This window comes from Akkermansiaceae bacterium (genome assembly GCA_024233115.1).
Taxonomy (GTDB): domain Bacteria; phylum Verrucomicrobiota; class Verrucomicrobiia; order Verrucomicrobiales; family Akkermansiaceae; genus Oceaniferula.
In genome coordinates this window covers 583,312-598,262 of the sequence record JACKQB010000004.1, presented here as the reverse complement: position 1 = coordinate 598,262, position 14,951 = coordinate 583,312, and the positions used below count along the sequence as shown (strand labels likewise).

The 14,951-nt window shown below is 46.8% G+C and carries 16 protein-coding genes; 3 read left to right on the top strand and 13 right to left on the bottom strand.

The features are described 5' to 3' along the window. Positions 1-2,070 precede the first annotated feature (2,070 nt). The 5 genes from H7A51_13550 to H7A51_13530 form a co-directional block, all read right to left on the bottom strand. Positions 2,071-2,295: a KTSC domain-containing protein gene (locus H7A51_13550; protein ID MCP5537240.1), complete on the bottom strand. Its 225-nt coding sequence runs from the start codon at positions 2,293-2,295 to the stop codon at positions 2,071-2,073. A 1,051-nt stretch (positions 2,296-3,346) separates the two neighbouring features. Further along, on the bottom strand, positions 3,347-3,928 hold the full coding sequence (locus H7A51_13545; protein MCP5537239.1) for a hypothetical protein: 582 nt from the start codon (positions 3,926-3,928) through the stop codon (positions 3,347-3,349). Positions 3,929-5,565: 1,637 nt separating this feature from the next. Then, positions 5,566-5,976, bottom strand: coding sequence for a hypothetical protein (locus H7A51_13540; protein MCP5537238.1), 411 nt, complete (start codon positions 5,974-5,976; stop codon positions 5,566-5,568). Between the two features lie 133 nt (positions 5,977-6,109). Next, entirely contained in the window at positions 6,110-6,520 is a 411-nt protein-coding gene (locus H7A51_13535; protein MCP5537237.1) for a hypothetical protein, read from the bottom strand. 137 nt (positions 6,521-6,657) lie between these two features. After that, a complete protein-coding gene (locus H7A51_13530) occupies positions 6,658-6,987 on the bottom strand; it encodes a hypothetical protein (GenBank protein MCP5537236.1) in 330 nt (109 codons plus the stop codon). 147 nt (positions 6,988-7,134) lie between these two features. Between H7A51_13530 and H7A51_13525 the strand changes: the two genes are divergently transcribed. Continuing rightward, the gene (locus H7A51_13525; GenBank protein MCP5537235.1) at positions 7,135-7,356 is read left to right on the top strand and encodes a hypothetical protein; all 222 of its coding nucleotides are present in this window, start codon (positions 7,135-7,137) and stop codon (positions 7,354-7,356) included. Positions 7,357-8,222: 866 nt separating this feature from the next. Here the strand turns inward: H7A51_13525 and H7A51_13520 are convergent. The 6 genes from H7A51_13520 to H7A51_13495 form a co-directional block, all read right to left on the bottom strand. Then, positions 8,223-8,660 carry a hypothetical protein gene (locus H7A51_13520; GenBank protein MCP5537234.1) on the bottom strand — a complete coding sequence of 146 codons (438 nt, stop codon included), beginning with the start codon at positions 8,658-8,660 and terminating at the stop codon, positions 8,223-8,225. A gap of 101 nt (positions 8,661-8,761) precedes the next feature. Next, on the bottom strand, positions 8,762-9,205 hold the full coding sequence (locus H7A51_13515) for a hypothetical protein (protein MCP5537233.1): 444 nt from the start codon (positions 9,203-9,205) through the stop codon (positions 8,762-8,764). Positions 9,206-9,333: 128 nt separating this feature from the next. Then, positions 9,334-10,071 carry a hypothetical protein gene (locus H7A51_13510; protein ID MCP5537232.1) on the bottom strand — a complete coding sequence of 246 codons (738 nt, stop codon included), beginning with the start codon at positions 10,069-10,071 and terminating at the stop codon, positions 9,334-9,336. Between the two features lie 163 nt (positions 10,072-10,234). Then, entirely contained in the window at positions 10,235-10,696 is a 462-nt protein-coding gene (locus H7A51_13505) for a hypothetical protein (protein MCP5537231.1), read from the bottom strand. Between the two features lie 672 nt (positions 10,697-11,368). After that, on the bottom strand, positions 11,369-11,665 hold the full coding sequence (locus H7A51_13500) for a hypothetical protein (protein ID MCP5537230.1): 297 nt from the start codon (positions 11,663-11,665) through the stop codon (positions 11,369-11,371). Positions 11,666-11,817: 152 nt separating this feature from the next. Beyond that, positions 11,818-12,189: a hypothetical protein gene (locus H7A51_13495; protein ID MCP5537229.1), complete on the bottom strand. Its 372-nt coding sequence runs from the start codon at positions 12,187-12,189 to the stop codon at positions 11,818-11,820. Between the two features lie 756 nt (positions 12,190-12,945). On the opposite strand from H7A51_13495, the gene H7A51_13490 reads away from it, so the two are divergent. Next, positions 12,946-13,329, top strand: coding sequence for a hypothetical protein (locus H7A51_13490; protein MCP5537228.1), 384 nt, complete (start codon positions 12,946-12,948; stop codon positions 13,327-13,329). A gap of 50 nt (positions 13,330-13,379) precedes the next feature. After that, positions 13,380-13,535 carry a hypothetical protein gene (locus H7A51_13485; GenBank protein MCP5537227.1) on the top strand — a complete coding sequence of 52 codons (156 nt, stop codon included), beginning with the start codon at positions 13,380-13,382 and terminating at the stop codon, positions 13,533-13,535. Between the two features lie 47 nt (positions 13,536-13,582). Here the strand turns inward: H7A51_13485 and H7A51_13480 are convergent, their stop codons facing one another. Together H7A51_13480 and H7A51_13475 are read right to left on the bottom strand one after the other, a co-directional pair. Further along, on the bottom strand, positions 13,583-13,843 hold the full coding sequence (locus H7A51_13480) for a hypothetical protein (GenBank protein ID MCP5537226.1): 261 nt from the start codon (positions 13,841-13,843) through the stop codon (positions 13,583-13,585). 134 nt (positions 13,844-13,977) lie between these two features. Beyond that, on the bottom strand, positions 13,978-14,523 hold the full coding sequence (locus H7A51_13475; GenBank protein MCP5537225.1) for a hypothetical protein: 546 nt from the start codon (positions 14,521-14,523) through the stop codon (positions 13,978-13,980). Positions 14,524-14,951 lie beyond the last annotated feature (428 nt).

The following is a 14,951-nucleotide window of genomic DNA, read 5'->3' as shown; positions in this document are numbered from 1 at the left end:
TCGACCAGCCAAATCCCCCATCGATGTCACCGAAACGAACAATCCATGAAACATCCATATAATTATCGCCGAACGTAAAGATCAACCGCCTACGAACAATGTTAAAATACCGAAAACAGATATACGCTCCGAAACAGATGCCCGACTTTTAACCGGTAACGGGTCGGATGCATCGCCTTGTTCGATCCACACAGATCAATGCGCCTGAAAACTGCCGTGGGTAACGAAGATCCAGAACCATTGGATGTGTCCATCAGCGTTGCGCGGCCATGAATCGTGATCTACCAAACATCCTCTTTCGTTCCGCCTGGCAATCGCAGGGATGTTCCTGAGGAACGAAGGATCTTCCCGGAGAGCAGCCAGGCTAAACCCTTGCGTGTTCCATCGAGGAAATTATCAAATGTCACTCCGCATCATTACCGATCCCGTGGTGATGTGAGTCAGCGATACTGAACTCGCCAAATCGGGTGCCGAACATCACGACGAAAACCCTTGTATGTCCCACCGGAGATCCTGAATGCGTAGAATCCGAATTATTATTATCGAACGTATAGCTCAACCGCGCCGGGATTAAACGCTGAAAAACCAGAAATCATTCCATCCCTGAAACCGAGCGGAGTCGCGACGCTGTCAAGCGTCGGATGCAGCGACTTGTTCGGCCACATTCTTCGCCTACCATCCACTTGTATCTGTAGGATTATGATGCTTGTGCGAACATCGTAAATACGGGGTTCCGATAGGTGCTGAATACTTCTTCACCCAAGTATATACTCCCCCTGAAGGGCATTCAAATTCCTCATCAACCCCCCATTCTCGACAGACCTCATTAAAATCTACTGATTCACCAGATTGATATTTACTCGTCACACTCTCATACGATCTCAGTAATTGATGTGCGTTGCGTATATTTAGCATGCATTGAGCCCGATCTTTGCCTCGCTTATGCCAGCCATAAATTCCACATGATATTGCCGCTAGAGAAACAACAACGGTTATCATGACGAGTCGAGATTGCTTCATAATTATTATTGCCGAACGTAAAGCTCAACCGCCGCCTAAGCAACAGTCAAATATCTAAAATGGTTTTTCTCTCTATCATGCCGTGAAGTCGTGGACGGTTAGCGGTCGGATGCAGCGACTTGTTCGGCCACATTCTTGCTTCGAGATAAGCATCTTCCAAGAGTGTATGCTAGAAAAAGTGGCACCAAAGCAGTGATAACCCATGATGCGCTGACATTAGGGCCATCACCAAATGCCATCATATCATCTTCTGTGCGCGGCAACCCACCATGCACATCTATCCAGTGCACCTGGTGCTGAGTCAACGATGCCTGCAGGAATAAAAAGCCACTAATCCACATTAACGGCCAGTAAATAGACTTCACCATAAAACCCGAAGCGTGCCCAGTCCTCCAGAACCGACGAAAGATGAATACGAAAAGGAACGGTCCCAAATATGCAGCCGCTATGAAAAGCCATTTCAGTATCAATGCAGTCATTATTCTTATTATTGCCGAACGTAAAGCTCAACCGCCGCCATAGCAACAGTCGAATATCTAAAAGTCTCAATCCTGTAAACCAGATCGGCGTCGAGGACGGTTAGCGGTCGGATGCAGCGACTTGTTCGGCTTCGTTTTTGGTTTCATCGTGCTGGTATCATATCAACCGAGCAACACGATTCCATCTATCTAGCGCGCTGCAACGGCGATCAACTGGGAAAAGAATTTCAGGTCAAGCAACCATCATCGCCACAATTCATTCATCGATCGAACCAGAGAATATTCTTCTTAAGCGGTGCCAAATATCAGATGGAATTACGTAGGCCGATCTAACACGAGGCAACGATGAAGCAGGAAAAATACTAATATTGCCGAACGTAGAGCTCAACCGCCGGTGGGTCAACAGTCGAAAATCAAGAATGGTCGATACCTCTCACTCGCGGCAAACTGTGGGGCGGTTAACGGTCGGATGAAGCGCCTTGTTCGGCCACGTTCTTGGAAACCGCTCCCAGAATATCAAACCGTCAGCAACCAAGAATCCCGACCGTATCTGTAAGTGTGCGAAGCCTGATCATGAAACTCTCACTTCGTCATAACACCCGAGAACAGCGTATCTCATATGCGACCCTATGGAATCAGAATCAATTAGGCTCTGGTAAGCCTCTTTCGGAAAATTATGATACTCCCATATGCCTCCTCTAGTAAATACAGCTTCTAATATCTGATTCTTCTCATCGTAACCGATAGCGTATATCATACTGGAATCAACTTTCGTTAATGTGGTGATGTTACTCATGATTCTTATTATTGCCGAACGTAGAGCTCAACCGCCGGTGGGTCAACAGTCGAAAACCTGAAATGGCCGTAAACAAGCCGCCCGCAACAAACTCACGGACGGTTAACGGTCGGATGAAGCGCCTTGTTCGGCCACATTCTTGGTTTACTCTACAGCCTGTATGAGAGTGGATCCAGCCCTTCCCATACAAATCAGCATATATCCACCAAGAGCTATCAGAAGCACGATACCCGTTGAGACCGTCCACCGCTTAGAAAACCACTCGGCACGATTACGCTCGAACCAAATGGTGCAACAAACCCATGTCAACGGAATTAGAATTAGTAAAAATCCCCAATTGCGGATGACCACTAACTGAAAGGGCAACTCGGTAAAACGATCAGGATAACCCATCGTCTTGAGGATCGTAGCCGTAAGCAAACATCCACCAACAATGACCAAAGATTGTAGAGCTGCCAAGATACACTGTGCCGTATACTCTCCGTGGTGTTTCATGTCTTTCTTATTATTGCCGAACGTAGAGCTCAACCGCCGGTGAGTCAACCGCCGCGAACCTGAAATGGTCGATACCTCTCACCTGCGGCAAACTGTGGGGCGGTTAACGGTCGGATGCAGCGCCTTGTTCGGCAACTATTCTCACTTCCCGTGCCAGCGCCTGAAACCGATGTCAAACCATGAACCCCGACCGCACCACTCAGCACACGCCTGCATGAAATAATGTGCCGGAAACCGCAGAGTCACGACCGAACCAGCCCAGGTGACAAAAATTCATGGATGAGTGGCTCAGTCATCGGACAGGTGGCGACGGGCAATCCAGATCGATCAACGGAAACCCAAGCCGCACAGCACCGCCACAACACCAGAAATCTCGACCAGCCAAATCCCCCATCGATGTCACCGAAACGAACAATCCATGAAACATCCATCTAATTATCGCCGAACGTAAAGCTCAACCGCCGCTTAATCAACAGCTGAGAAATCTAAACTGTCTTTCGCGTGTGACCGAGCAAAGTCGAGCGCGGTTAGCGGTCGGATGCAGCGACTTGTTAGCCTAATTTTTTTTGTTCATGCGATATAGTTCACGCTTCCAAACTATGGGTAACGTCTTTGATAAAGCCGATGACTTCATTAACCATTCATCGTTGTGCTTAATAAACACACTTACCCCGGGTTGTCTAAATCTAATAGTTGATTCCTCTGCTTCTTCCCTTACAGCATATTCATAAATGATAAAAGCATCTCCCCTCTCACTATGGATTATACCATGAACAAAAATAGGTAGATACTTTTTATCCCCAGCAAAACTGGGCTCCAACTCAGCAGCCTTGTTACAGATGTTAACAAATACATCTTTATCGCTAAGAGGGGATGTCTTTGGATTACCGTTAATACCTATAACCTTAGACAGCGTTGCTGCCGAATAGGTCTTTCTCAACTTTTCATATTCGATACCCATGCGCTGCCTAAAAAAACGCAATGTAATGGGATGCTGTATATCCGCTAATTCAACAAACTTATGATTAAGTTGCGCCTCTAGGGCAGCGTTGAATTGATGCTTTATGATCGAGTCTTTGTCCTGTGCTACAAGATGAGATATTGATAACAGTAGAATAATGAATAGTCGTTGTTTCATATTATTATTGGCTAACGTATAGCTCAACCGCCGGTGTGTAAATGTCAGAAACCAAAAACGGTCTTTCACTCTCAAACTACGCGCGTCGAGAACGGTTAACGGTCGGATGAAGCGCCTTGTTCGGCCTCATCGGGGCAAGCTATCCATCCTGAAACGGGTCAAAGTCAACATTAACACCGACCGTTGGTTGCTGGCTGAAAACCTCCGCGTGAATCAATGACGCTGCGAAATACACAACACGAAATGTAGATCAAACCAGGAACGAAGGAAAACGGGATGCGAAAATTAATGGTTGAACAGTTCAGTCATCAGACAGGTCGCTGCAAAACATCCAGATCAATTAACGAGAATCTAAAACGAACAGTGCCGATCCAACACCTCAAATCGCAATCCACCAAATATCCAATCGATGTGACCGAAACGCAACATGCTAAGTCGCAATCTTCATAATAATTGCCGAACGTAGAGCTCAACCGCCGCCGAGTCAACCGCCGCGAACCTGAAATGGTCGATACCTCTCACTCGCTGCAAACTGTGGGACGGTTAACGGTCGGATGAAGCGCCTTGTTCGACGGCTATTCTGAATAATCAACCCAAGCCGACTCGTGATCGCATCGTGCTGGCTCTCTCGCAACCCCGCCAAGAACCGCCGACAGCAAGTTTCTGGCACCGGTGGAAGCCGCGCTTAGTGAATCGACGCGATGTGCCAGTATCTTGCGAAACCCTTGCACGAACCACGCCCTCGCGCCCAAAAAGTGACACCTGAAAAATCTCATCCGCCGGAACCTGTGCCCTGCACGATGATGCCGTTCAAGACACCAGCGACGGATCAAACCACCTGCGATCATCAGCGGAACCTTCCATCATGGTGCATCGAGAACCGCCAACTTCAGAAAATTATTATTATTGGCGAACGTAGAGCTCAACCGCCGCCGAGTCAACCGCCACGAACCTAAAATGGTCGATACCTCTCACTCGTGGCAAACTGCGGGACGGTTAACGGTCGGATGAAGCGCCTTGTTCGACGGCGATTCTGAATAATCAACCCAAGCCGATTCGGAATAGTCCAGCACTCTGTCAGGGGAACGCCTGGAAACGAACCAAGGTGGCGATCGTCTCAATCCTGATCCATGTGCGCGAACGAACGATGATAACCAGCTCTTGAAGTCGACTGAGCGGGATGATGAACGCGGAGACTCAATTCTTATTATTGGCGAACGTAGAGCTCAACCGCCGGTGAGTCAACCGCCGCAAACCTGAAATGGTCAATACCTCTCACTCGCGGCAAACTGTGGGGCGGTTAACGGTCGGATGAAGCGCCTTGTTCGACGGCGATTCTGAATAATCAACCCAAGCCGATTCGGAATAGTCCAGCACTCTGTCAGGGGAACGCCTGGAAACGAACCAAGGTGGCAATCGTCTCAATCCTGATCCATGTGCGCGAACGAACGATGATAACCAGCTCTTGAAGTCGACTGAGCGGGATGATGAACGCGGAGACTCAATTCTTATTATTGGCGAACGTAGAGCTCAACCGCCGGTGTGTAAATGTCAGAAACCTAAAATGGTCTTTCACTCTCAAACTGCGCGCGTCGAGAACGGTTAACGGTCGGATGAAGCGCCTTGTTCGGCCACATTTATTGAGGAAATGTAATTGCGTAAACAAGCTTTTGAGTACGGCTATAACTCCAATAGAGATTATACCCTTCATGCGACGACTTACAATAGATCCAATCTTCGTCAGAGGTCCAGCCATGTGAAATACTGCCAAAACTCACACCTCCCTCTTGCCAATCAGAATAGCCTTCGCTTCTGAGAATCCTATCTAAAGCCTCAAATTGTGCATCAGAAGCATGAAACCGATACTTGGGTGATTCAAACGGCTGCCAACTCATCAGCGGCTTAGTATCAAGTTCAAGCTGCTCTATCTCAGGCAACCCGAATACCTGACCACAGCCTACTAACCCCCCACGATCAGGCTTACTCAAATAACCAACCCCAACAACGAAGAGAAATACCGCTATCCAAATGAATACTGATTTTCGCATCTTATTATTATTGCCGAACGTAGAGCTCAACCGCCGGTGTGTAAATGTCAGAAACCTAAAATGGTCTTTCACTCTCAAACTGCGCGCGTCGAGAACGGTTAACGGTCGGATGAAGCGCCTTGTTCGGCCACATTTATTGAGGAAATGTAATTGCGTAAACAAGCTTTTGAGTACGGCTATAACTCCAATAGAGATTATACCCTTCATGCGACGACTTACAATAGATCCAATCTTCGTCAGAGGTCCAGCCATGTGAAATACTGCCAAAACTCACACCTCCCTCTTGCCAATCAGAATAGCCTTCGCTTCTGAGAATCCTATCTAAAGCCTCAAATTGTGCATCAGAAGCATGAAACCGATACTTGGGTGATTCAAACGGCTGCCAACTCATCAGCGGCTTAGTATCAAGTTCAAGCTGCTCTATCTCAGGCAACCCGAATACCTGACCACAGCCTACTAACCCCCCACGATCAGGCTTACTCAAATAACCAACCCCAACAACGAAGAGAAATACCGCTATCCAAATGAATACTGATTTTCGCATCTTATTATTATTGCCGAACGTAGAGCTCAACCGCCGGTGGGTCAACAGTCGAAAACCTGAAATGGTCGTAAACAAGCCGCCCGCAACAAACTCTCGGACGGTTAACGGTCGGATGAAGCGCCTTGTTCGGCAAATTTTTAGAATGTTCCTCCATTACTAATCGCGTAGAAAATCCTTAAGATGAAAAGTAAAAAGATTGCTACCGAAGTATGCAGAACACCAGCAATAAACTTAAGCCACCATGGCCATTCGAAGGGCTGCAAAATAATCGAGTAAACGAAAAACCCCACCATACTCATCCAACAAATCAATAAGTTTATCCATCCTTCATTATCAAGCTGTGACTGTGCTGCGCCACTCTGACCTCGAATTACCCAATCCACCGTCAGCAAAACAAGATGTAATAGGATGAATACAACCCACAGCTTAACCAACCCTTTCGCTGCGCTTTGTTGTGACGCATTCATTATATTATTATAGCCGAACGCAAAGCTCAACCGCCGCCCAAAATAACTTATGAAACCAGAAAATATAAATAACTCGCAACCCGTCGAGAAGTCGCGGACGGTCAACGGTCGGATGCAGCGTCTTGTTAGCTAAATTATTGAAATATCATGAATATTAAAAAACCCAGTAAAAACCGAGGATGTGAGTGTAAGATGCGTATCGGTTCAAAAGAATCCCCTCACGCGAAGGCGCGAGAATTGGCTAAAAAACACAAAAAGGATTACGGCGTCTATGAGTGCCCTTGGTGCGGCAAGTTTCATCTAACAACGAAGCTGGACAACAAAGAGCGATACAAACCCCTGATATATCAAACGCATTACTATTCTTAGCTAACGTAGAGCTCAACCGCCGCCGAGTCAACCGCTGCACACCGAAAATGGTCATAAGCAAGCCGCCCGCAACAAACTCTCGGACGGTTAACGGTCGGATGAAGCGCCTTGTTCGACGGCGATTCTGAATAGTCAGGATGTGCCGACTCGTGATCGCATCGTGCTGGCTCTCTCGCAACCTCGCCAAGAACCGCTGACAGCAAGTTTCTGGCACCGGAGGAAGCCGCGCTTAGTGAATCGACGCGATGTGCCAGTATCTTGCGAAACCCTTGCACGAACCACGCCCTTGCGCCCAAAAAGTGACACCTGAAAAATCTCATCCGCCGAAACCTGTGCCCTGCACGATGATGCCGTTCAAGACACCAGCGACGGATCAAGCAACCTGCGATCATCAGCGGAGCCTTCCATCATGGTGCATCGAGAACCGCCAACTTCAGAAAATTATTATTATTGGCGAACGTAGAGCTCAACCGCCGGTGGGTCAACCGCCGAAAACCTGAAATGGTCAATACCTCTCACTCGTTGCAAACTGCGGGACGGTTAACGGTCGGATGAAGCGCCTTGTTCGACGGCGATTCTGAATAATCAACCCAAGCCGACTCGGAATAGTCCAGCACTCTGTCAGGGGAACGCCCGGAAACGAACCAAGATGAACTCTCTCAACCCTGATCCATGTGCGCGAACGAACGATGACAGCCGGCTCTTGAAGGCAAGTGAGCGGGATGATGAACGCGGAGACTCAATTATTATTATTGGCGAACGTAAAGCTCAACCGCCGCTGAATCAACGGTCAAAAATCTAAAAGGGTTCTTTCGCGTGTGACGAGCGGAAGTCGAGCGCGGTTAGCGGTCGGATGCAGCGACTTGTTAGCCCAAATTCTTAGCAATACGCTTTCTAGAGATATAACCCAATCCACCAGATACCCCAAGCAGCGCTCCCACAATTATGATGCAGATACCAAACGCCATAAGTAATACGTATTGTATGCCATCAAATGGCCCCATGGGAATATGCGATTCATTCAGCGAGTAAGCTCGTACATATACAATAAATCCTCCGACTATGCCTAGTGAGCCAACTATGCCAAGCGCTCTGTAAATCCAACTGATACCATGAATACGTCGGTGCAGGATCAGAACCAATACACCGCCACACAAAAAGCCCACAAAATTGAGTATATTCCCATCAATGGGAAGATCGTCCCACCCGTATTGAACCAGTATAAAGGAAGTAACGCCCAGAGATATACCTCCAACCACCAGGGAAAGACATACTGTGGATAACGCTCTGTATAACGTATGCATTTATTATTATTGGCTAACGTAAAGCTCAACCGGCCGCCCAAACCTAACGGACAACCTCTGAGCAATGTAAAATAGTGACTGCGCCCTCGACTGTCGGACGGTTAGCGGTCGGATGCAGCGTCTTGTTCGACCAATTTTTGGTACTCAAGCAATGCCGAATCACCATTCGTAAGACGATGTGGTGAAAAAACGAATACACCTCCGTCTTGATTCTTCAGCACCACGTGTAGCTTGTCACCGATGATCTCATGCTCAAATACATCATCCGGCAGATGGAAAGCATCCTCGCTTCCCTTTGAATATCTCACAACCATTCTCTTAGTCTCGATCAACAGATCATAACACCAGAAACAGTGACGCACTAAAGATATCATCCATACCATAAACCCGCCCATGAAGACAGAGATGCCTAGCATACCCCAGAGTATGCCGTCACCATTAGTCAGCGAGAAGTATGCGGTGCATACAGACAAAAGAACCATCAACGACATCAGGGAGCATACAAGGTAATCCCGTAGCCAAGGCTTGTAGTGATAGATTTTCATTATTGTCGAACGTAGAGCTCAACCGCCGCCGGGACAATCTCCGAATCACCAAAAACGATCTTTCTCTCTATCAGGCTGCGGAGTCGCGGACGGTTAACGGTCGGATGAAGCGCCTTGTTCGGCCACATTTATGGCTTTTCGGTAGCATCACCTGAGTGCTTACTCAATGTGTATCGCAATACTACGCGATTACCGTCAGAAGATGTTATACCGTTAGTATCGATGAGTGACTGAATTCGCTCAAAAACCTGCGTTAATACATCTCCGATAGGCTCCAAATGCTCAGGCTCAAGCGCGTCGTTCCAACACTGAAAATTCACATCACCCGAAAATTCCGTATTAGTCCAATTCTCAACATGTCCATCCAAGATAGTGGCTAAATGCTCTTGCATCAAATCCGGACTGCTCACCTCAAGATAGGTAATATACCTCAATTGAGATTTACCGTCGATTTCCATTAACAAACCAGAGGGCATGTGGAATTCATTTTCATTACCTTGGGGCTGTTCTGAGCTGATGTCTTCATCCTTACTCAAAGTATAGCTCAACAATATGCGATTGCCCTCAGCTGAATCAGCTTCATTTGAATCTAGCATATCTTGTATCGCAGTGATGATTTCTGCTAGTGCATCGTTGACTGGATTCATACTCTCTTGTTCAAGCTGATCATTCCAACATTGGAAATGGACGTGACCTGAAAAACTGGTGTTAACCCATTTGTCTATATCTGCTTCTAAGATTGAGCCAATATGCGCTTGCGTCGCGTCAGTGCTACTAACATCCAGAAGTAGTATATAACGCAATTGTGTCTCACCTTCAATGTCAACGAGAAGGCTGGTTGGAATGTGAAATTTATCGTCACTCATGATTCTTTGTATATGTGTCGTGCTTATCGTGTCTAGATTATTATTGCCGAACGTAAAGCTCAACCGCCGCCTAAGCAACAGTCAAAAATCTAAAATGGTTTTTCTCTCTGACACGTTGTGAAGTCGAGGGCGGTTAGCGGTCGGATGCAGCGACTTGTTAGCCCTATTTTTCTTCTAACGTTCCCAAGTAGGACATGTCTGACATATCCTTCTCAGTCATAGAATCAGGGAACTTGACATAATCATGTCGAAACGTGCTAATGGGTTTCAGCTTCTTCTTAAGGTTAAGATATTCCTTGCTATCTCCCATAATACCAAGAACCCAATTTCCACTATTGATCCGACGGTTCTGATCGTTGACCAGAACATCGGGCAACTTGATTAGAACAAAAACAATTCCTGTCTTAGTAACAAAATATCTCTCACCCTTCTGCGTCAACTTCGATTTGTATATAACCTGCGTTTCGTCTACAGCTTTAGGATAAACTTTAATCTCAATCTCTTCTTCTCCGCGAGTCGTGTTCAGTTGGATATCACAAAATCGATGCACCTGAAATTCGTATTTCTCAGCATGTAAAAGGTTTGTGAACACCATTGATGCTAAAATGGCTATTATTGTTTTCATTATTGGCTAACGTATAGCTCAACCGCCGGTGTGTAAATGTTACAAACCTTAAACGGCTAATTGCTGTAAAACTATGTGAAGTCGTTAACGGTTAACGGTCGGATGCAGCGACTTGTTAGCTTTAATTATTCAGTAGCGAAGAACCACAATCACTGACTCCCTAGATCCTGTGTAGAGGCATAAAATACCTCTTTCAATTGATCTTTCATGATCGAAATACCGCGAGAATTCATGTGGGTTGTATCCAGCTTGGCTTAGCGTTCTATCACAAAGTTCACCTGTGTTCCCTCCTGGCGCTCCAACCGAAAGCTTCAGCCGTTCAATAATCCTTTCGGTGCCACCCTCTTCCAACGATCTGAATGATATTACACTATTACCATCTACTATCTTATGAGTCACAGAAGAGTATGCTGACCAATCACCATCAACATAGCCGTGAAAAATCTGCCGTGGTCGTAGCCAAAAAGTCCATACGAGTGATGCTATGCACACAACAACTACCGCGAGAACCATTAATTTATGACAGCGAGTCTTCATTATTATTAGCTAACGTAAAGCTCAACCGCCGTCGGGTCAACGGTCATAAGCTAAGCATGGTTGTTTCGTGTAAACCCGAGCAAAGTCGAGCGCGGTTAGCGGTCGGATGCAGCGACTTGTTCGGCCACGTTCTTGTTATTTAAGAATCGCTCCATGACCAAACCACAGAATATTCGCAAGATTCAGAGCCAGCACAATAGTGAGTAAAGCTATACCAATAAGAGCTAATATCGACCCTAAACTATTGCGTCTTGGGCCTCTGCGATAGAGCATCAACCCAAATATCCACGAGGGAATTGTTATTAATAAATGAAACCACTGTAGCCCACCTGATATAGGCATGGTCATAGAGCAGACAACTGCCGTGACTAATACTGTGACCCAAATACCTACAGTATGCTCACTACTACTCTTTGGTTCTGCTTTGGCCATAATGTAAGCAATCGTGGTCTTAATAATTATTGCCGAACGTAGAGCTCAACCGCCGCTGGGACAACAGCCGAATACCCTCAATGGTTTTTCATTCGCAAAAGTTCGCTGGCTAAGTACGGTTAACGGTCGGATGCAGCGCCTTGTTAGGCTTATTATTCCAGTGAATTAATGTCTTCATGCAGACAAACCCAGACACCATCTTCTATGCCAAAACCGGCAAAATAGTTATCATGGATCATGGAATAAATCAAAATCTCATTGGAATCATAGATCGCCAAACATTCCATGTCAGTCGGTGCATGTGGGTGTATTAGTGCATACAAGACGCTCTGTGAATTCATTGATAGCGTTGGGATATCTGCACTCTCATACCACTGATCGACTGCAACTTGCGCTTCTACTGGTACGGGTCTTATATATCTTAGCGACGGCTTAACGTAGAAGCAACGAAGAGAGTAGCTACAGTATGCTACAACCAGTGCAGTTAATACGCCGATTATTTTATATGCGCGATAGCGTTTCATATTATTGCCTAACGTAGAGCTCAACCGCCGCCGAGTCAACCGCCGCAAACCAAAAACGGTCATCAGCAAGCCGCCCGTCGCAAACTCTCGGACGGTTAACGGTCGGATGAAGCGCCTTGTTCGGCAACTATTCTCATAACCCATCACCAGCACCTCAAACCGATGTCCAACCATTAACACCGACCGTATCTAGCCATGTTCGTTAGCCTGGCATGTCGACCGAAGCCGGAAACACCAGAGCAACGATCACGGAGAGAACCGATGGGCAACATGGATCAAACCACCCTCAAACTATAAACCGACATCGATGGATCAAGGTAGAGCGAGCGCGGCAGCAGGAACATCCGGCATCGAACCTGATGACCATGATCAACCAATAACCCATTCATCTAACCAACGCGACAACATGCAACACAATGCGTGCATTCTTATTATGGCCGAACGTAAAGATCAACCGCCTACGAACAATGTTAAAATACCGAAAACAGATATACGCTCCGAAACAGATGCCCGACTATTCAGCGGTAACGGGTCGGATGCATCGCCTTGTTCGATCTACACAGATCAATGCGCCTTTAAACTGCCGTGGGTAACGAAGATCCTGAACCATTCGATGTGTCCATCACCGCGGCGTGAATCGAATCGTGCATCACACCGAAAACGGAATGCGAAACCAATCCAATCCATTCACGACAGATTCTTCTAAAATGTTATCAATGGCAGCGAACGAGAACCAATCCATCAATATCGAGCCAAATGAGCTGGAAACTCAAGCCGTTCCCGGAAGCGTTAATCGATCCAAAATCATTCAACAATAGAGGCATATCGGCGATGACCCAGGGCAATACTGAACACGAAGAATCAATAATTATCGAACGTAAAGATCAACCGCCTACGAACAATGTTAAAATACCGAAAATAGATATACGCTCCCAAACAGATGCCCGACTATTAAACGGTAACGGGTCGGATGCATCGCCTTGTTCGATCTACACAGATCAATGCGCCTTTAAATTACCGTGGGTAACGAAGATCCTGAACCATTCAATGTGCCCATCACCGCCGCGTGAATCGAATCGTGCTTCACACCGAAAACGGAATGCGAAACCAATCCAAACCATTCACGAGAGATTCTTCTAAAATGTTATCAATGGCAGCGAACGAAAACCAATCCATCAATATCGATTCAAATGAGCTGGAAACTCAAGCCGTTCCCGGAAGCGTTCATCGATCCAAAATCATTCATCAATAGCGGCATATCGGCGATGACCCAGGGCAATACTGAACACGAAGAATCAATAATTATCGAACGTAAAGCTCAACCGCCGTCGGGTCAACGGTCCTAGGCTAAACATGGTTAATTCCTGTAAACCCGGGCTGGAGTCGAGCGCGGTTAGCGGTCGGATGCAGCGACTTGTTCTGCGGAGATTATTGCCATATCAACCCGAGCGCGCAAGGAATAGTCCAGCACTCTGTCCAAATTTCCGTTGTAAATCATTCGGGCGGCAACCGTCTCAATCTCAGCAAATGTGCGCGAACGATAGAAGATCACACTGATGAAAAAGGATGACTGAGCGGGATCAGAATAATCATCTGGTAAATCATTCATCCGATGTGCCAGGGAAAGCGAACCAACGCCAGCAATGCCGGACAAAAAAATTATTATTGCAGAACGTAAAGCTCAACCGCCGCCTAAGCAACAGTCAAGATATCTAAAATAGTTTTTCTCTCTATCACGCTGTGAAGTCGCGGACGGTTAGCGGTCGGATGCAGCGACTTGTTCGGCCACTATTGTGCATTATGGAGACGCGGTCGAATAGACTCAAAAAGCCTAATCTCCTCTTCAAGGGCTGATCTCATCTCTGTAAGTGTTGCATCAACACCCGCCAGTGACCCCCTAACCGAAGATCCGATAGAATTAGCTAACGGCTCATCCCAAGATCCGTCCTTTAACAACGCGGCCTCAAACCTGTCAAGCATAGCATTCGTGTGCGCTGTATCTCTAAATGTTCGAGTAAGAACCAAAAATATATGTGGTGCTCTTTGATGCTGGATAATCTGTTCGCGAGCAGACCGAAAAAGATCGTCGTTAAATCGCTTAGTAATCGCTCCAAATTGCTTGCGCTGAAGCATCTGCTGAAAACCATCCTGCATCTCAGCTAGCGATGATAGTTGATGCTCTACTTCATCGTTCAATGCCGTGATCCAAGAAACCCAGTGTTCATATCTATCTAAGCTTCTACGATACCTGTCATAGTGCCAAGCCCAGGCTACGGGTATTAAAGCCGCACATATAGCCACGGACACAGTCATAAAGTTCCAAAATGCATTCATTGTTATTTGAGGTGTTTAATTATTATTGCCGAACGTAAAGCTCAACCGCCGGTGAGTCAAACGCGACAAACCTTGAACGGATGATTGCTGTAAAACTGTGTGAAGTCGAGGACGGTTAACGGTCGGATGAAGCGCCTTGTTCGGCAACCATCCTCTCAAACACCACCCGGCTCCCTTAAACGTCCCCCATCATTCACACCGACCGCCCCTGCAAATGTGCGATAGCCTGGCATGTCATGGACCGAAGCCGGAAACGCCAGAGTAACGACCACGGAGAAACCCGACGGCCAACATGGATCAAACCACCCTCAATCTATAAACCGACATCGATGGATCAAGGTAGAGCGAGCGCGGCAGCGGGAACATCCGGCATCGAACCTGATGACCATGATAAACCAAAAATCCATTCATCTAACCAACGCGGCAAC